At 73.8% G+C, this 18870-nt stretch carries 11 protein-coding genes; 4 read left to right on the forward strand and 7 right to left on the reverse strand.

All coding sequences use genetic code 11. The annotated features are described in order from the left end of the window. Positions 1-3554 (forward strand): multifunctional oxoglutarate decarboxylase/oxoglutarate dehydrogenase thiamine pyrophosphate-binding subunit/dihydrolipoyllysine-residue succinyltransferase subunit (locus FCH28_RS27640; RefSeq protein ID WP_136742893.1); only part of this gene is annotated, 3554 nt, incomplete at its 5' end. A gap of 108 nt (positions 3555-3662) precedes the next feature. Here FCH28_RS27640 and fxsT read toward each other — a convergent pair. The 7 genes from fxsT to FCH28_RS27675 form a co-directional block, all read right to left on the reverse strand. Next, the gene (gene fxsT, locus FCH28_RS27645; RefSeq protein ID WP_136742894.1) at positions 3663-6683 is read right to left on the reverse strand and encodes an FxSxx-COOH system tetratricopeptide repeat protein; all 3021 of its coding nucleotides are present in this window, start codon (positions 6681-6683) and stop codon (positions 3663-3665) included. 102 nt (positions 6684-6785) lie between these two features. Continuing rightward, positions 6786-7958 (reverse strand): FxsB family cyclophane-forming radical SAM/SPASM peptide maturase, encoded by a 1173-nt coding sequence (locus tag FCH28_RS27650; protein ID WP_136742895.1) that lies wholly within the window; start codon positions 7956-7958, stop codon positions 6786-6788. Positions 7959-8214: 256 nt separating this feature from the next. Beyond that, positions 8215-8448 (reverse strand): YxD-tail cyclophane-containing RiPP peptide, encoded by a 234-nt coding sequence (locus tag FCH28_RS27655; RefSeq protein ID WP_136742896.1) that lies wholly within the window; start codon positions 8446-8448, stop codon positions 8215-8217. Between the two features lie 94 nt (positions 8449-8542). Next, the gene (locus FCH28_RS27660) at positions 8543-11986 is read right to left on the reverse strand and encodes an SAV_2336 N-terminal domain-related protein (RefSeq protein ID WP_169314266.1); all 3444 of its coding nucleotides are present in this window, start codon (positions 11984-11986) and stop codon (positions 8543-8545) included. A 5-nt stretch (positions 11987-11991) separates the two neighbouring features. Next, positions 11992-13071, reverse strand: a complete 1080-nt coding sequence (locus FCH28_RS27665; RefSeq protein WP_136742898.1) for an AAA family ATPase — start codon at positions 13069-13071, stop codon at positions 11992-11994. A gap of 355 nt (positions 13072-13426) precedes the next feature. Next, positions 13427-15583 carry a VMAP-C domain-containing protein gene (locus FCH28_RS27670; protein ID WP_136742899.1) on the reverse strand — a complete coding sequence of 719 codons (2157 nt, stop codon included), beginning with the start codon at positions 15581-15583 and terminating at the stop codon, positions 13427-13429. Next, on the reverse strand, positions 15583-16068 hold the full coding sequence (locus FCH28_RS27675) for a CU044_2847 family protein (protein ID WP_246103282.1): 486 nt from the start codon (positions 16066-16068) through the stop codon (positions 15583-15585). The genes FCH28_RS27670 and FCH28_RS27675 overlap by 1 nt, the downstream gene beginning before the upstream one ends. 152 nt (positions 16069-16220) lie before the next feature. On the opposite strand from FCH28_RS27675, the gene FCH28_RS27680 reads away from it, so the two are divergent. The 3 genes from FCH28_RS27680 (at position 16221) to FCH28_RS27690 (ending at position 18772) form a co-directional block, all read left to right on the forward strand. After that, positions 16221-16400, forward strand: coding sequence for a DUF6104 family protein (locus FCH28_RS27680; RefSeq protein ID WP_136742900.1), 180 nt, complete (start codon positions 16221-16223; stop codon positions 16398-16400). A 234-nt stretch (positions 16401-16634) separates the two neighbouring features. After that, positions 16635-17591, forward strand: a complete 957-nt coding sequence (locus FCH28_RS27685) for a DUF4097 family beta strand repeat-containing protein (protein WP_136742901.1) — start codon at positions 16635-16637, stop codon at positions 17589-17591. A 2-nt stretch (positions 17592-17593) separates the two neighbouring features. Continuing rightward, positions 17594-18772 (forward strand): PadR family transcriptional regulator, encoded by a 1179-nt coding sequence (locus FCH28_RS27690; RefSeq protein WP_136742902.1) that lies wholly within the window; start codon positions 17594-17596, stop codon positions 18770-18772. Positions 18773-18870 lie beyond the last annotated feature (98 nt).

An 18870-nucleotide genomic window follows, 5' to 3' on the forward strand; every position in this document is an offset into this window, starting at 1 on the left:
CGGCCGAGCCCAAGCCCGCCGCCCAGGCGCCGGCCCCGGCTCCGGCTCCGGCGGCCGCCCCGGCCCCGGCTCCGGCGAAGCCCGCCGCGAGCGCCCCGGCCCCCGCGGCGCCCGCCCCGGCCAAGGCCGTCGCGCCGAAGCCCATCGTGAAGAGGGCCAAGGCCGACGAGACGACCGAGGCCCCCGCGGGCCCCGAGTTCGTCACCCTGCGCGGCCCCTCGGCCGCCGTCGCGAAGAACATGAACGCCTCGCTGGAGCTGCCGACGGCCACGTCCGTCCGCGCCGTCCCGGTGAAGCTGCTGTTCGACAACCGCATCGTCATCAACAACCACCTCAAGCGCGCCCGTGGCGGGAAGGTCTCCTTCACCCACCTCATCGGGTACGCGATGGTGCAGGCCCTCAAGGCCATGCCGTCGATGAACTACTCCTTCGCGCAGAAGGACGGGAAGCCGACGCTGGTCAAGCCCGAGCACGTCAACCTCGGTCTGGCCATCGACCTGGTGAAGCCCAGCGGGGAGCGCCAGCTCGTCGTCGCCGCCATCAAGAAGGCGGAGACGCTCTCCTTCTTCGAGTTCTGGCAGGCCTACGAGGACATCGTCCGCCGGGCCCGTGACAACAAGCTGACGATGGACGACTTCACCGGAGTCACCGCGTCGCTGACGAACCCGGGCGGCATCGGCACCGTCCACTCCGTGCCCCGTCTGATGCCCGGCCAGTCCATGATCATGGGCGTCGGCGCGATGGACTACCCCGCGGAGTTCCAGGGCACCTCCCAGGACGCCCTGAACAAGATGGGTGTCTCCAAGGTCATGACGCTGACCAGCACCTATGACCACCGGGTCATCCAGGGTGCCGCGTCCGGCGAGTTCCTGCGCGTCATGAACCAGCTGCTGCTCGGCGAGAACGACTTCTTCGACGACATCTTCAAGTCGCTGCGGATCCCCTACGAGCCGGTCCGCTGGCTGCGCGACATCGACGCCTCGCACGACGACGACGTCACCAAGGCCGCCCGGGTCTTCGAGCTGATCCACTCCTACCGGGTCCGCGGCCACGTCATGGCCGACACCGACCCGCTGGAGTACCACCAGCGCAAGCACCCCGACCTCGACATCACCGAGCACGGCCTCACCCTGTGGGACCTGGAGCGCGAGTTCGCGGTCGGCGGCTTCTCCGGCAAGTCCATGATGAAGCTGCGCGACATCCTGGGCGTGCTGCGCGACTCGTACTGCCGCACCACCGGCATCGAGTTCATGCACATCCAGGACCCCAAGCAGCGCAAGTGGATCCAGGACCGGGTCGAGCGTCCGCACAAGTCGCCCGAGCGCGACGAGCAGCTGCGCATCCTGCGCCGGCTGAACTCGGCCGAGGCGTTCGAGACGTTCCTGCAGACGAAGTACGTCGGTCAGAAGCGCTTCTCCCTGGAGGGCGGCGAGTCCGTCATCCCGCTGCTGGACGCGGTCATCGACTCCGCGGCCGAGTCGCGCCTCGACGAGGTCGTCATCGGTATGGCCCACCGCGGCCGGCTCAACGTCCTGGCGAACATCGTCGGCAAGTCGTACGCGCAGATCTTCCGGGAGTTCGAGGGCAACCTCGACCCGAAGTCGATGCACGGCTCCGGCGACGTGAAGTACCACCTGGGCGCCGAGGGCACCTTCACCGGTCTGGACGGCGAGCAGATCACCGTCTCGCTCACCGCCAACCCCTCCCACCTGGAGGCCGTGGACCCGGTCGTCGAGGGTGTCGCGCGCGCCAAGCAGGACATCATCAACAAGGGCGGCACGGACTTCACCGTCCTGCCGATCCAGCTGCACGGTGACGCGGCGTTCGCCGGCCAGGGCGTGGTGGCGGAGACGCTGAACATGTCCCAGCTGCGCGGCTACCGCACCGGTGGCACGGTCCACGTGGTCATCAACAACCAGGTCGGCTTCACCGCCGCCCCGGAGGCGTCCCGCTCCTCCATGTACGCCACCGACGTGGCCCGCATGATCGAGGCACCGATCTTCCACGTGAACGGCGACGACCCCGAGGCCGTCGTCCGCGTTGCCCGTCTGGCCTTCGAGTTCCGCCAGGCGTTCAACAAGGACGTCGTCATCGACCTGATCTGCTACCGCCGTCGCGGCCACAACGAGTCGGACAACCCGGCCTTCACCCAGCCGCTGATGTACGACCTGATCGACAAGAAGCGCTCGGTGCGCAAGCTCTACACCGAGTCGCTGATCGGCCGCGGCGACATCACCCTCGAAGAGGCGGAGCAGGCGCTCCAGGACTTCCAGGGCCAGCTGGAGAAGGTCTTCACCGAGGTCCGCGACGCCACGACCACCCCGGCCGTGCCCGAGGTGCCGCAGCCGCAGGCCGAGTTCCCGGTCCACGTCGACACCGCGGTCTCCCAGGAGGTCGTCAAGCGGATCGCCGAGTCCCAGGTCAACATCCCCGACCGGGTCACCGTCCACCCGCGTCTGCTGCCGCAGCTGCAGCGCCGCGCGGCCCAGGTGGAGGACGACGCGATCGACTGGGGCATGGGCGAGACCCTGGCCATCGGCTCGCTGCTGATGGAGGGCACCCCGGTCCGGCTCGCCGGCCAGGACTCCCGCCGCGGCACGTTCGGCCAGCGCCACGCGGTGCTCATCGACCGGCAGACCGGCGACGACTACACCCCGCTGCTCTACCTCTCCGAGGACCAGGCGCGCTTCAACGTCTACGACTCGCTGCTGAGCGAGTACGCGGCGATGGGCTTCGAGTACGGCTACTCGCTGGCCCGCCCGGAGTCGCTGGTCATGTGGGAGGCGCAGTTCGGTGACTTCGTCAACGGCGCCCAGACGATCGTCGACGAGTTCATCTCCTCGGCGGAGCAGAAGTGGGGCCAGACGTCCGGCGTCACCCTGCTGCTGCCGCACGGCTACGAGGGCCAGGGCCCGGACCACTCCTCGGCCCGTATCGAGCGCTTCCTCCAGCTGTGCGCCCAGAACAACATGACGGTCGCCATGCCGACGCTGCCGTCGAACTACTTCCACCTGCTGCGCTGGCAGGTCCACAACCCGCACCACAAGCCGCTGGTCGTCTTCACCCCGAAGTCGATGCTGCGTCTGAAGGCGGCGGCGTCGAAGACGGAGGAGTTCACGACGGGCGGCTTCCGCCCCGTCATCGGCGACAGCACGGTGGACGCCCAGGCCGTCCGCAAGGTCGTCTTCTGCTCCGGCAAGGTCTACTACGACCTGGAGGCGGAGCGGGAGAAGCGCGGCGCGAACGACACGGCGATCGTGCGTATCGAGCGGCTCTACCCGCTGCCCGGCAAGGAGCTCCAGGCGGAGATCGCCAAGTTCCCGAACGCCGAGAAGTACCTGTGGGCCCAGGAGGAGCCGGCGAACCAGGGTGCCTGGCCGTTCCTCGGCCTCAACCTGATCGACCACCTGGACCTGGCCGTCGGCGCCGACGTCCCGCACGGTGAGCGCCTGCGCCGCATCTCGCGGCCGCACGGCTCGTCCCCGGCGGTCGGCTCCGCGAAGCGGCACCAGGCGGAGCAGGCGCAGCTGGTGGCGGAGGTGTTCGACGCCTAGTCGTCGGACATCCGGAGCACCGGAAGCACCGAAGGGCCCGTCCTCGCTACTGCGGGGGCGGGCCCTTCGGCGTGCGCGGGGTGCGCGGCTGCGGTCGGCGACGGGCGCCTACACCGGCTGCGGTTCGAAGTCCCAGTACGGGCGCCGGCGGCGGCGGGCGGAAAGGGTGTGCGGGTGCTCGGCGCCCAGCGTGTCGGTGAGCTGCTGGACGGCTTCCTGCTCCAGCTTGGCCGCCTCCTGGCCGCGGCGCAGCTGGCGCAGGTCCTCGGCGAGCGCCGTCTTGGCGGAGAGGGTCATCGGGTGGGTGTCGCCGAGCGTCTCCTTGGCCCGCTCCAGGGTGTCGCGGCCCAGTTCCAGCGCGCCCTGCTCGTCGTCGACACGGTTGCGGGCGGCGCCGGCGTTCAGCGCGCAGCCCAGCGTCCACGGATGGTCGGCGCCCAGCGCCTGCGTCATCGCGGCCAGCGCCCGCTCCGCGATCTCCAGCGCCTCGGCCGTCTCGCCGAACTCCGCACGGACCAGGCCGTTGTTGCCCAGCGTGCCGATGGTGTACGGGTGGCTCTCGCCGGTCAGTGCGCGGTAGCGCTCGGCGACCTCCTCGCCCAGGTCACGGGCCTGCCCGAGGTCGCCGTGCTCGCGCAGGAAGGTCGCGTGGTCGGCGAGCACCGTCAGCGTCTCCGGGTGCCGGGGCCCCAGCACCCGGCGGGAGCGCTCGACGAGGTCGGCCAGCAGTGTGCCGGCCCTGGCCACCTCGCCGGTCCGGCGCAGGCACAGCGCGAGATCGTGCTCGGCGCGCAGGGTCTGCGGGGTGTGCCGGCCCATCACCTGCAGATGCAGCCGGGCGTTGAGCTCCTGGCTGGAGGTGGCGTCCCGGTAGCGGCCGAGCAGCCGGAGCAGCCGGGCATGGGCGTTTCCCGCGTTGAGCGTGAGGTGGTGCCGATCGCGCAGCTCCCGCTTCCGGAAAGCCAGCACCTCGCGATGCGTGACCAGCGCTTCTTCGTACCGCCCGAGCAGCGCCTGCGCCGAGCCCAGGTTGTGCCGTGACGAGAGGGTGCGCGGGGCCTCCGGGCCGAGCAGCTCGGCGTAGGCGCGCCAGACCGCGTCGAAGAGCCGGTACGCCTCCTCGTACGAGCCGAGCGCCATCAGAGTGCCGGCCAGGCCGTCCTGCGCCCGCAGCAGGTCGGCGTCGGCCGGGTCGCGCTCCGCGGCGAGCTGGTCGACGATGGCGCTGCCGACCGCCTCGGCCTCGCGGTAACGGCCCAGCCTGCGCAGCATGTTGGCGTGCTGGTGGGTGAGCACGAGCAGGGTGCGCTGGGTCGGTTCGAGGCGGGTCCGCCAGCGGGAGATGAACTGCTCGCACAGCCGCAGACCCATCCGGTACTCGCCGCGGACCCGGAGGTATTCGATGCAGTTGAGGAGCAGTTCCTGGACCGCCGGTTCGGGGCTGTCGAGGACGCCGGCCGCCTCCAGATGCGGGATGAGCTCGGCGTAGAGCTCCCAGCAGCGGGTGTCGGAGGGGTTCTGCGGGTCGGCGGTGACCAGCACCCGGCAGGCCGTCGCGGACATGTGGTCGCGCTCGTCCTCGGTCATGTCGCTGCGCAGGAAGCGGTGGTAGAGCCGGTGCATCTGCGCGGTCTCGACGGCCGGGTCGGAGTCCTGGGAGACCTGGTAGTCGAGGCGTACGGCGGTGGACTCGGTCAGCCGGCGGAGCGCGGTGTTCCAGCTGATCGGCTCGGCGGCGAGGTCCGCGAGGTGTTCGGGGAGGTCGCCGCGGCGGGCCCTGGCGAGCATCGGGACGGGGATGGCGTCGGGGGCGAAGAACGCGAACAGCTTGAGGAGTTCGACCGCGGCGGGGCTGCGTTCGCGCAGCGTGTTGAGGGTTATGGCCCAACTGGTCTGGAAGGCCATCGGGTAGTCGGAGGAGATCCGGATGCCGACCAGGCTGGGCTCGCCGCGGCGGATCAGCTCGATGTACTCCTTGGGGGACATCGGGTTGGCGTCGAGCCAGGCGGCGGTCTGGGCGAGCAGCAGCGGCAGGTCCTGCACGGCGTCGGCGAGCAGGTCGGCTTCCATGGGCGTCAGCCGTGGCGCGCGGCGGCGGGCGTAGGCGACGCTCTCGACACGGGTGAAGGGCAGGACCTCGATCTCCTGGGCGCTGCCGGATCCCGACCAGTCGCGGGTGAGCGTGGTGATCAGGACATGGCCGCGGCCGTCCGGGACCAGGTCCTCGATCTGCTCCATGTCGTCGGCGCTGTCGAAGATCAGCAGCCAGCGGCGGTAAGGGCGGCCGATGCGCAGCGCTTCGTGGACGGCGCGGATGCGGTCGCCCAGCTCCTGGCCGACGGGCAGGCCGAGGCGGGTGGCGAGTTCGGCGAGCTGTTCGCGGGCGGCGCCGCGGTTGGTGGCGCTGATCCACCACACCACGTCGTAGTCGTTGCCGAAGCGGTGCGCGTATTCGGCGGCGATCTGGCTCTTGCCGACGCCGGAGATGCCGTACAGCGCGATCCGGGTCTCCAGCGGCGGGCCGGCGCCGGGGCCGCCGCCGGCGAGCTTGGTGTGCAGCTCCTCCAGGACGTGGTCGCGGCCGGTGAAGCGGTTGTTGCGGCGCGGGATGTTCCAGACCTCGGGCGGGTCGTTGGGGAAGCGCGGGGCGTCGGCGGACGGTTCGCCGCGGGGGCGCCGGGCGGCGGTCACGCCGAGGCGGTGCAGCAGCCGGCGGTTGGCCTCGACGGCGTCCAGGTCGCGCAGGTCGGCGGGGCGCAGGATGGCGGCGGTGGCGGGCAGCTTCTGGCTGGCGACGCTCACCGCGGCGAACCGTTCGGCGTGCGGCGGCAGGACTTCCTGGAGCGCGGCGGTCCACTCGTCGTGGCTCTTGGGCCCCAGCCGGAAGTACCAGTCGTCCAGCACCATCAGCAGCCGGCCCTCGGCGGCCAGCAGCCCGGCCAGCTCGTCGGCGAGCGGGGTGTCGGCGGCGGGGTCCCAGCGCAGCATGGTCGTGCCGTGGCCCAGTTGCTCCAGCTGGTGGGAGATCCAGGCCGCCCAGGGCCGGTTGAATCCCGCATAGCTGATCGTGATGTGTTCCCTGGAGCGGCTGGGACCGGACGGGCCGGCAGAAGCGGACTGATCGACCATGCGACCGTCTCCCTGAGATGCGTGGGGCGCGCGTGCGGAGGCTGTGGGGGCTGTTTTGCACGATAGCCCAAGTGTCCCCCCATATGACGACAGAGCGTCAGGTCATGTTGGTGGGGGGCCAGTTGGCGGAAGGGCGGGGCCGACCGCGGCGGCCAGACGGGCGGCGATGTGCCGGATCAGGCGCTCCAGGTCGGCGCAGTAGACCGACGGATTGGCGAATCCGGTGGCGCCCGCGCGGTAGCGGTGGGCGTAGTTGCCGCCGCCGCACACCTCCATCAGGGCGCAGCGCCGGCACTGCTCGCCGAGCCCGTCGCGGCCGCGCTGCCGGGCGGCCAGGCCGGGGTGCGCGAGGGCCTCGTCGAAGGTGTGGCGGAAGACGTCGAGGCCGGTGGCGGCGGCGCCGTCGTAGGCGGACTTGAGCGAGTCGACCTGTTCGATGGCGCCGTCGGTGTCGACGACGAGGGCGACGACCGGTGAGAGGCCGACCGCTTCGCTGGAGCTGGGGCGGCCCAGGAGCAGGCCGAGGATCTCGGTGAACACCCGCACCCGGGGGCCGGGGCCGCCGTCCCACCAGAGGTCGAAGACGGTGCACAGCCAGTCGCCGTACGGGGTGCGGCGCGCGGCGGCCGGGGGCGGGCTGGACCAGTTGGCGTGCGGGAGGAGGAAGTCGAGCATCGGGGGGTCGAGCGCGCGCAGGGAGCGGTAGACCTCGGCCGGGTCGGCGGTGATGTCGATGGTGCAGAGGATGCCGGCGAACACGTCGGGACGGCCGGAGAGCAGACGGACGGCGCGGGCGACCGCGGGCCAGGAGGGGCGGCCCGCGTGGTCGAGGCGGCGGCGGTTGAGGCCGGGGGTGCCGCCGTCGAGGCTGAGGCCGAGCCGGAATCCGGCGGCGGCGAGGGCGTCGAGGGTGTCCGGGGTGAGCAGTGTGCCGTTGGTCTGCAGGCCGAATGCGGCGGTGCATCCCGCGGGCAGTGCCGCCCGGATGGCGGCGGCCTGTTCGAGGAGCGGTCCTGGGCCGGTGAGCAGGGGTTCGCCGCCGTGCAGATCGACGCGGATCTCGCGGAGGCGGTGGGTGCGGACGTGCTCCGCGATGCGCAGCGCGGTCTGGCGGACGGTGGCGGCCGGGACGAGCCGGGGGCGGTCGCGCCAGCTGTGGTCGGGACCGGTGTAGAGGTAGCAGTAGGTGCAGGCGAGGTTGCAGCGGCTGTGGATCTTGAGGACGAACTGCCGGAAGGGCACCGCGGGGGTCCGGCCGGTCTGTGCGTCCACCACGGCGCCGCCCCCTGCCTCAGTAGACGTCCGGATCGTCGACTCCCGCCCGGATCACCGACTCCCGCCCGGGTCGTCGGCTCCCGCCCCGGTCATCGGCTCCCGCCGGGCCGTCGGCTCCCCGTCCACGATCCCGCTCTCAGGTATTTGGCTCCGCGCTCGATCGGGAATTCGAATCCTGCGGATAACTGGCCGATTCCGTCGCGCGATTGCCCAAAAACCACCTCCGCACGCCTCCACGGCGCGCGGCCGTCGGCGGTCAGTTCAGGAGCTTTCCCGGGCCGTCCTCGTAGTAGGCCACCGCGTCCTCGTCCGAAGGCCAGTTGCGCAGCAGCAGCGCCGCCACCTCACCCAGCACGGCGTGGTCCGTCCGCGCCGCCAGTACGCCCACGTCGACGCCCGCGAAGTCCGGGAGCGGCTCGGCGGACGGGCCGAAGGGCCCGGTGGGGCCGGCGGCACCCGCGGGCCGTTCGGTGCGGGGGATCCTCGCCACGCTGCTCTCCTCTGGGCCGGCTGGACGGTGGTGTTCCCGAACTCCCGTCCGCAGAAACACCTCCCACGACGCCCGGCCGGACGGCCGGGGGCGGTCAGGCGGTGGCATCGAGGGCGCGCATACGGGCGCGCGTGCGCTGGGCCTCGGGGCCGGTGTCCTCGGCCGCGCGCTGCCACTGCTCCCAGCTCTCCCGGTAGGCGTGCAGCGCGGACTGGGGGCCCGCGGTGACCTCCAGGACCTCGCCGCGGCGGTGGTGGGCGCGGGCGGCCAGCAGCGCGCTGCCGGCCCGGCGGGCTTCGCCGGCGGCGCGGCGGTAGCAGGCCGCGGCCCGGTCGTGCCGCTCCCTGGAGCCGAAGCGGCGGTCCAACAGCAGCTGGACATCGCCCACTTCGAGCCATGCCTCGGCCGCCACGGCCGGCACCTCCGTGCCGCGTGCGGCCAGCTCCAGGATCCAGTCCGCCTCGTGCAGATCGGCGAGCGAGGGCTGGCGTTCATGGCGCAGCCGCAGGGCGCGTCCGAACAGCAGCCGGTGTCCGCCGAGATCGGGATCCTGCGGCGCGACCCGGGCCAGCGCCTCGCGCAGCACGTGCACCGCCTCGTTGGCCAGCCGCCTGCCCGGCTCGGCGGACTGCTCCAGGCGGGCCCTGAGCAGCAGCGCGGCGCCGCGCTCGGCCAGCAGCGAGCTGTGCTCGGGGGAGTCGGGGGTGGTCAGCCGGAGCGCCGCGGCGAGCGAGGCGATGGCGTCGTCGAGGGCGCTGACGGCGCCGGTACGGGTGTGCACGGCGCGCTGCGCCGCCGCGATCCGGCGCAGGCTGTCGGCCTCCAGGGCCGGTTCTTCGAGGGCGTGGGCCATCGCGCGGGCGCGTTCGAGGGTGGGCAGGACGGACAGCAGTCCGGCGCCGCCGGTCAGCGAGCGGGCGGCCGCCAGGTCGAGCAGCGTCTCGCAGACCAGCCGGTCGGCGGCGCTGCCGCGGCGGCGCAGCAGGAGGGTGGCGGTGTCGAGGTCGTCGGCGGCACGGACCGCGAGCGCCTCGACGGGCGCGCCGGTGACCGCCCCGGCGGGCCCCCCTGCGAGCGGCCCCGCCGGGAGGTCGCGGGCGGCCCGCCTGGCCTGGTCCAGCAGGACGCCGCCGCGCGCGGCGTAGACCTCGCCGGGGACCTGCTCGCCGCTGGGCCACTGGTCGAGGAGGGTGGTGAGGGAGCGTTCCGCCTCGGCGAGGGGGTCCGGTGGGGAGGATCCGGGTGCGGCGTCGGCTGCGATGGAGCCCGCCACCGGGAGGGCGGCCAGTCTGCGCAGTGCCTCGGTGCGGAGCACCATGCTCTCCAGGACGCGGGGGTCGAGCAGGCTCATCAGCCCGCAGGCGTCGTGCAGTTGGCGGGCGGCGTCCTCCAGCGCGGCGCGTTCCTCGTCCGGTGCGCCGGCGGCGCGGCGCTCCTGGGCGCGGGCGTGCCGGACCCGGCCGAGGACGATCAGCGCGCGAGTGCGTTCGGCTTCCAGGCCGGCGGCCCGCTCACCGTCCTCGTCGTCCGGCACCGTCGCCCGCTCCACTGCGGCCCGCACCGCCCGTTCGGCCTCCTCCAGGGCGTCGGGCTGGCGCCACTTCGCCCAGGCGTGCAGCAGTCCGCGGGCGAGGTCGGTGCCCGCCTGGGGTAACCGCCGGAACGCCGCGCGCAGCAGCCGTACCGACTCGATGAGGTCGCGTACCGCGCGGTCCTGTTCGTAGCGCTCCAGGAGGGCGGCGCCCTCGGCGGCCGGGCCGTCCGACACATACGGCCGCTCGGCCGGCGGCCGCAGCGCCGGTTCGAAGCGGCGCAGGACCCGCTCGGAGACCCGGGCGAACGGTTCGGGAACGGCCCGCTGGCCCGACTCCGGCTCGCGGCCGCTGCCGGAGAGCATGGCGACGGCGACCGCCGGGAAGTTGCGGGCGCTGCGGCCGAAGGTGCGCTCGATGTAGAGCGAGCAGTGTTTGAGGACCAGTGCGGCCTCGCCCGCGCTCAGCCGGCCGAGCAGCTCGTCGCGTACGCCGGGGACGAAGTCGTACCACGGGCCGCCGGCACCGGTCTCGGGACCCGGCGGGCGCTGATCGGCGCGGAGGGGGTCAGGGGGAAGCTGGTCGGCCGGCAGCTCGTCCGGCGGGAGTTGTCTGACCAGGCCGCTGAGCAGCACCTCCGCCAGCTCCGCCGGGCCGGTGTGCGGCAGCATCGCGCGCTGCACCAGCTGGATGACGGGCAGTGCCAGCGGGACGGCGGAGAGATGGACGGCGAGCAGCCGGGCGGCGGGCGAGGCGAGCCGGGCGAACTCGCGCACCATCCGGGCCGGTTCGGTGCGCTCGGGCTCCGGAGGGGGGCCTGCGGCGGGCTCGGCGCCGTGGTCGGCGCGCACGACGGAGGCCGCGCCGCGCAGCGAGAGGCCGGCGTCGGCGGCGGCCAGCCGCGCCCAGGAGCCGAGCGCGGAGGGGGTCGCGGAGAGGACCGGTACGGCGCGTTCCCTGGCCGTGCCGGGACCTGGGCCGGGCGGCGCGGCACCCCGGCGGCGTCGCTTGGTGGGCCGGAAGTCGAGGGCCTGGTACGGCCCCTGGCGGCGGACCAGTGTGCCGGCGACGGCGGGCAGCAGGGTGCGCGCCCACATCCGCTGCGGCAGCGGCTGGACGACGGCCAGCGGAGCGTCGGCCACCCAGCGGTAGAGCAGCCGCTGCATCCGGCCGTCCTGCCAGAGGGGGCCCGCGCAGTCGCTGATGACGAGGGTGAGGTGGTGGCCTGTGGGGTCGTGCAGCTGGTCGGCGGGGCGCAGCGGCCGGCCGGGGCCCGGGGCCGCGGCGACGCCGACGTCCCGGCCGTGCGGGTGGAGGTAGTGCACCGTCACATCGCGGAAGGCGCCCACCCGCTCGCAGACCTGCCGCAGATCGTGCAGCATCTGCTCCCAGACGGCCATCGAGGACGAGCCGTCCATCAGGAGCCGCAGGGCGGCCTCGCGGCGGTGCACCCCGCGCAGCACCGGGATGACCATTTCGGCGTGCGCGGAGAGCTCGGCGGTGGCGGCCTCGTCCAGCTCCCGGCGGACCGGCGCGACCGGCGGGTGGTAGCGCTGGACGGGCCGCAGGGCGCGTTGCAGCGGCAGCAGTCCGGGGAACGCGGAGGCGATCGGGACGGCGACCTCGCCGAGGCGCAGGCGGTCCGGGTCGGGGACGCTCCCCCACTGTCCTGGCGGTGCGGGCGCGCCGGTCGCCGGGGCGGGCAGCAGCTCCGCCTCGCGGCGCCCGCCGCCCTGGGACGGCTGACGGTCGTCGGCCGGGAGATCCGCCGCTCCGGTGGGTTCCCCGGGTCCCACCGTGAAACTGGCCGGATCGCTGCGGTCCGCGCCGGCGGGTCCGGAGGTGTCGGCTTCGGACGGGTCCGCCGTCCGTGTCTCGTCCTGCGTGATCCACTGCGCCAGCCAGAGGGCGTCCGCCATCCCTCGGGCATCGGCGGGTACCCCCGCCGCGGTCAGCCGTGCGACGAGCTCGTCGAGGGGGCCTGGACCGGACTCCCCGAGCGGCACCGCGCTCACCTCGTCCGATCGAGAGGCCGCATGAGCTCGGCCGTCAGGCGTCGTCGGGTCTCCTCCTCGTCCTCGTCCGTCCAGCCGGCCTTCTGGGTGAGGTGGATGGCGTTGAACAGCTGGTCGACGGCGCGCACTTCGCCGGGCTCGCGGTCCAGGAAGCGGTCGATCACCGCTTCGTAGCGCTCGGCCGCGCCGTCGCCGAAGTGGGCGCGCACCATGGCGGCGAGCCGCTCCTTGTCCGGTACGGGGATGTGCAGGTGGATGCAGCGGCGCAGCAGGGGCGCGGGGAAGTCCCGCTCGCCGTTGCTGGTGAGGACGATGAACGGGAAGGCCCGGCAGCGCACCCGGCCGTCGCGGACCGTCACACGGCCGCCGTCGTCGCTGAGCACCCGCACCTCGGGGGCGGATCCGGCCAGCCGCTCCAGCTCCGGAATCCTGAACTCCCCTTCTTCCAGGACGTTCAGGAGGTCGTTGGGGAGGTCGATGTCGCTCTTGTCCAGCTCGTCGACGAGCAGCACCCGGGGCCGGGCGGCGGGCAGCAGCGCGGTGCCGAGCGGGCCGAGGCGGATATAGCGGCCGATGCCGCCGCCCGGCTCGTCGGCGGGGTCGCTGTCCTCGGTGTCGCCGCCGGGAGCGGAGGCATCGCTGTCGGCTGCCGCCCGTGGTGGTGTGGCGCGGGCGATCTGGAGGTCCTGGAGGCGGCCGATCGCGTCATACGCGTACAGGCCGTCGCGGAGCGTGCTGCGGCTGACGACGGGCCAGCCGAGCACCCTGCCGAGGCCGAGCTCATACGCGACGGAGTGCGCCAGGGTGCTCTTGCCGCTGCCCGGAGCGCCGGTCACCAGCAGCGGCCGGCGCAGATAGAGCGCGGCGTTGACCAGCTCGCGCTCGGTCTCGCCGGGCCGGTGGTGGCTGGCCTCCCGGCGCTGTACGCCGAGCCGGCGCTCGGAGGCGGGGTCCAGGGCGGCGGGCGGCGCCACGAGGGGCCCGCCGTCGAAATCGCGCCAGGGTGGCGGCGGCGGAAGGTGCTCGATGCCGTCGTGCGGTGCTCCCGCGCCACGGTAGATGAGCCAGTCGCTCACGTCGGAACTCCTCGTCGCCGGCCGGGCATCGGGCAGGAGCGAAGGTCATGGCGGGCCGTCGCGGAGACGTCGGCATCCGCCCTCGTCCCTCCGCCACATCCCCCATGCCCGCCATGGACAATCACGGAACAGAACCATCGAACAGACAGACCGAACACAGTCACGGACCACTCTCCCACGACGCTATGACAGTACCGATCCGTACGGAAGCGCGCGGGGCGGTTTCCGGTCTCCGCCCGGTTGCCAGGTGGGGCGCCAAGTGCCCCGTACGCGGCGCGACTTGGCACATCCGGGGCGTGGCGCACGAGGGTGGCCGCCGGGCGCGTGCCGCGGCGCTCGGGGCGTACGCGGGCGGTCATGGCGACATCTGCGGCCGGCCCGCGAAGAGTTGGGGTATCGGGTCCTCCGGGTCGTCATAGAGGAGCACCAGGTCGCGGGCCCAGTGCACGCCGTCCTCCGCCGCCTCGGCGGCCTTCGCCCGCAACTCCCTGACCAGCTCGGGAAGCCGGGAGACCGCCCCCGCGCCGCGGAGCAACTCCCGCACCCCGCGGTGGAATTCCTCGCACGAGGCGTCGCAGTCCCGCTCGCCGTGGCCGTTCGCCGGCCACAGTCCGGCCGGGAACCCGGTGTCCAGGGCGGCGCCGACCGCGTCCCGCCCGAGCCCGTCGGCGACCGTATGGCACAGCGCGGGCAGCGCGCCCCCGTCCGCCGACTCCAGCAGCCGCCAGACGGCCTCGGCGGAGGCGGTGCGCCGGTGTGCGCCGGGGCACGCTTCGGGCAGCGGCGGCAGGCGCAGCGCATGCAGTTCGGGGGCGGCGGTGAGGCCCTGCCAGCGGCGCAGCCAGGCCGGGTCGAGCTCCTCGCGCCGCCCCTGGTCGCGCAGGATCACCGCGCGCCCCGGGCCCACAGGGCGCACCCGGGCGGTGCGCCGGGTCGAGGCCGCGACCTCCCATCGGGCGGCCGGCGTCTGCCAGTGGCCTTCGGGGACGGCGACCTCCAGGCGCACCCGGGCATCGGGGCCCGCGTCCTGGTCGGCGCGCAGCAGCCGCGCCCCGAGCCGTCGCAGTACCTCCGCCCGCGCCTGCGCGAACGGCACCCCGCCGGCCGCCTCCTGGACGTCCACGCGCAGCCACTGCCCGCGGCCGTAGCCCTCGCTGACCGACCAGTTGAACAGCTCCTGCCCGCCCTCGTCGTAGAAGAGCGGCTCGAACTCGACGAGCACGGACCGGGGCCGGCGGCGCACCGGCCCGATCCGGCGGCGGTCCTGCGGCTGTAGCACCACCGCCTTGGCCTGCACGAACTCGGCCAGGCGTGCCGCCTCCTCGCGCGCCTCGGCGGCCGCCTCGCCCGGTACGTCGCGCGCCTCGTCGGAGGTCAGCTGCGCCACGATCCGCAGATAGTGCACGAAGGAGCAGAGCTCCGTGTACGGGTCGCTGCCCTGGTAGAGCTCGCCGTGGCCGTCCCGCCAGGTGCGCAGCGGCCAGGCCGCGGGCCCGTCGCCGCGTCCCAGCGCCTCGCCGACCGCCCGCTCGACGGCCAGCGGGTCACGCGGCGCGGGCAGCCGGGCCAGCAGATCGAGCGCCTGGAGCCGCTCCTGTACGCCCCAGAGCCGCCCCCGGCCCGCCATGATCGCGTGCTGGGCGTCGAACCAGGTGGGCCCGCCGGTCCTGCCGAGTTCCTGCCCGGCCCAGTGCCAGCGGTCGTGCCGGCTCATCAGCGCGTGGTACGGGTCGGGGCCGAGCCCCTCGACGCCCGCCACGAGGTGTTCGGGGCCCAGCCCGCGCAGCGCCGTGACCGGCACCGCGAGCCCTACGTGGTCCTGCTGGTGGCGGCCCTTGACGATGCCGACCACCTCGCCGCGGTCGCATTCGAGCAGCGGACCCCCGGACGCGCCCGGCATGACCCGGACATCGCTGCCGAACTGGAGCCCCCGGGCGTCCCGGGCGCCGAACCGGACCGCGAGGAAGGCGTCGTGCGGCGCGTCCCGCACGCCCCCGGAGTCACGTACTACGTGTTCCCGCGCACCGGCCGCTCCCGCCCCACCCCCCGGCTGATCATGCCCGCGGAAGATGTACGCGTCCTCCAGGAGCGTCGTCGGCTGGTCGCTGAGCCAGGCGCAGGGGTGCTCGGTATCCGCGTCGAGCAGCTGGACGAGCGCGAGATCGGTGCGGGCGGCGGGCCGGGCGCCGGGGTCGGGCCGGCTCAGGTCGTACGCCAGGCGGGCGGCGCGCACCCGCCCGCCGAACGTGACCCCGAAGACCCCGCCGGGGCCTGTCTCACGCCGTCGCCCGTCGCTGGCGGCGAGCACATGCGCGCAGGTCAGCACCCATCCGGGGGCGATCAGCACACCGCTCCCCCACAGCCGGGTGTCCGCCGCGTCCGGCGCGGCGCGGAGGCCGACGGTGGTCCGCCCGGCGTGATCGAGGAGCTGGGCGTGCCGGGTGCCCCGGGCGTTGCGGGCGTATGCCGCCGGGCCGCCGTGTCCGGCGGCCGGGTTCTCGGGGGGCGCCATCAGCGGCCCGAATCATCCGGCTCCCGGGGACCGGCGGCCGGCCGGCGTTCGTCCGGCGCGGTCGCCGCGGGGGCGGGCTCCCCCGGGGCGGGTTCCGCCGGGGCGGGCTCCCCCGGAGCGGGCGCGCGGTCCTCGCGCCGCCAGGTGAGCGTCACCGAGAGGTTCGCCTTCGCCTCGCCGTCCGCGAGCAGGGCGACCGCCTTGCCCGGCTTGGCGGACAGCTCCACCCCGAAGGTCACGCTGGTCTCGTGCGGCGCCACCCCAGCGGCGGCCTGGCGGACGCTGGCGGCGACCCCGCCGATCACCTCGCGCAGCCCCTCGACCCGGGCACCGAGCGCGTCCCAGGCGCCGACGTCCTCGAATTCCCCGTCTCCGCCGTCCCCGCCGGCCGTTCCCCCGTCGAGCCCGGGGGCGTCCAGCCTGGAGACGCGGGCCCAGACCTCCGTACCGTCGGGCAGCGTGATCTGCTGAGCACGATCTTGCATCACGGCCTCCTGCTCCCCCTAGGCGGCAATTCCCCATTACCGCAGGACCGTTGACAGAGGATCAGGTTAGCCCCCGGGTACCTGTGGCGCGAGAGGTCCGTGAGCCTGCCTATCCTGGCGCGGAATGTCCCATGACCCCTGGTGGAGAGCGCGTGTATTTCACTGACCGTGGCATCGAGGAGCTGGAGAACCGGCGCGGCGAGGAGGAGGTCAGCCTCGGCTGGCTGGCCGAGCAGCTGCGTACGTTCGTCGACCTGAACCCGGACTTCGAGGTGCCGGTGGAGCGGCTGGCCACCTGGCTGGCCCGGCTCGACGACGAGGACGAGGACTGAGGGGGACTAGGGGTGCCTAGGGGCGCCTAGGGGGACCAGGGCCTGCTCGACGGTCTGGGGCCGGCCGAAGGCCACCAACCCCTAGGGGTCGGACAGGGGTCGACTCAGGGTCCGGGCCGCTTGACTTCCGCAAGCCGCGATATATCGTGTCTAACGAAGACGCGATATGTTGCGTTGCATGCCTGCCCGGTGCGTGCCGACGCCGTCGCATCGCTAGCTCAGGGGAGGCCAGGGATGTCAGCCCGGACCGAGTGGTCAGAGCGTCCGATCCAGGTGGCGGAGCCACGGACGCTGGAGATCGAAGAGCCCGTCAGCGCCCTGCAGGTGCGCCTGGTCGGCGGCACCGTCAACGTCGTCGGCACCTCGGAGGGCAGTCCCGCCCGCCTGGAGATCAGCGAGCTGCACGGCCCCCCGCTCACCGTCTCGTACCGGAAGGGCACCCTGACCATCGCGTACGAGGACCTGCCCTGGCGGGGCTTCCTCAAGTTCCTCGACCGCAAGGGCTGGAACCGCGGCGCGGTGGTCTCGGTGACCGTCCCGGCCGCCACCCGCGTCGAGGTCGGCACGGTCGGCGCCGGTGCGGTGATCTCCGGCATCTCCGGGCCTACGGACCTGCGCGGGGTGTCCGGGGACAGCACGCTCGTCGGACTGACCGGACCGGTGCGGGCCGACACCGTGACGGGCAACATCGAGGCGCAGGCCGTCACCGGCGATCTGGGGTTCCACTCCGTCTCCGGGGAACTGACGGTCATCGACGGCGGGGGCGGCTCGGTGCGCGCGGAGACCGTCAGCGGCGACATGGTGCTCGATCTGGATCGCACGGCCAAGGGCACGGACCTCAACCTGACGACGGTCTCCGGAGAGATCGCCATCCGGCTGCCCGACCCGGCGGACGCCAGGGTGGAGGCCAACACGGCCAGCGGCACGGTCTCCAACGCCTTCGACGATCTGCGGGTCAGCGGCCAGTGGGGCGCCAAGCGGATCACCGGCGCACTCGGCGCGGGCACCGGCACGCTCAAGGCCACCACGGTCTCCGGCGGACTGGCCCTGCTCCGCCGCCCCGCCTTCGAGGAGCCGCAGGAGACCGACCGGGACAATGATCCAGGTGACGGCCCGCACGGCGCCACCGAACCCGCCGCCCCCGCCGATCCCACCGCCCCACCCGCAGATGCAGAGAAGAAGGTGCTCTGAGCATGCCCCCCGTCTTCGCCCACGGCCGCCTCCGTCTCTACCTGCTCAAGCTGCTCGACGAGGCCCCCCGGCACGGCTACGAGATCATCCGCCTCCTGGAGGAGCGCTTCCAGGGCCTCTACGCCCCCTCCGCCGGCACGGTCTACCCGAGGCTGGCGAAGCTGGAGGCCGAGGGCCTGGTCACACACGCCACCGAGGGCGGCCGCAAGGTCTATTCGATCACCGACGCCGGGCGGTCCGAACTCGCCGACCGCGGCGGCGAGTTGGCCGACCTGGAGATGGAGATCCGTGAGTCGGTCGCGGCGCTGGCCTCCGACATCCGCGCGGACGTGAGCGGTTCGGCGCGGGATCTGCGCCGCGAGATCCGGGAGGCGGCACAGCAGGCCCGCGGCGGCTCCGGCGCGGGCGCGGCGGGATCCCGGAAGGCCGGGCGGACCGGGACGAAGGGCGCCGGGGACGACGGCACCCTCGGCCCCTACCCGGAGTACTCGGACTACTTCGGCGACGGGGCGTACGGCGACAAGGAGGCCTGGCGGCAGGCGAAGGAGGAGTTCCGCCGCGCCAAGGAGGAGTGGAAGGAACAGGCCCGCCGCGCCAAGGAGGAGAGCCGCCGAGCCAAGCAGGACGCCCAGCGGGCCCGCAAGCAGGCGCGGGACGCGCAGGCGTTCGCGCGCGAGGAGGTCCAGCGGGTCATCAAGCGCGTCCAGGAGCAGACCCAGGACCACGTACGCACCGGCGACTGGTCGGGCGTGGTGCGCGAGGCGCTGTCCGAGGTGTCCCGCGAGTTCGGCCGCTTCACGGGCGGCGAGTCCGGCGCCGGGCGGGGCGGCGCCGAGGGCGCGCCCCGGGAGACGGCCGAACGCGTCGACCTGCTGAAGGACGGCGAGGAGGCCGAGCGCGCCGCCGGCGCGGCGGAGGCCGGGGCGGCCGAGGGCCACGCGGCCGAGGCGCCGCCGGCCCCCGCCTGGGCGGGCGAGCCGGGCAGCGGCGACCCGGCCCGCGACTTCGACCGTCTGCTGGACCGTTTCCGCGACGACCTCCGGGACGCGGCCCGCGACCACGGCGTCACCGCGGAACAGCTGAGGGAATCCCGCCGCCGCCTGTCGACGGCCGCCGCCCACATCGGCGCCCTGCTCCGCGACCCGAAGCGCTACTCCTCCCTGGCGGATCCGGACGAGTAGAGCGACGGGCGGAAACGACGAGCAGAGCGGGGATCCGCAACCGGCGTCGCCGGCCGCGGCGGTACCCGGCGCCGGCCCTACCGCCGGCGCCCTCCCGC

Source organism: Streptomyces piniterrae (genome assembly GCF_005048155.1).
Taxonomy (GTDB): domain Bacteria; phylum Actinomycetota; class Actinomycetes; order Streptomycetales; family Streptomycetaceae; genus Streptomyces; species Streptomyces piniterrae.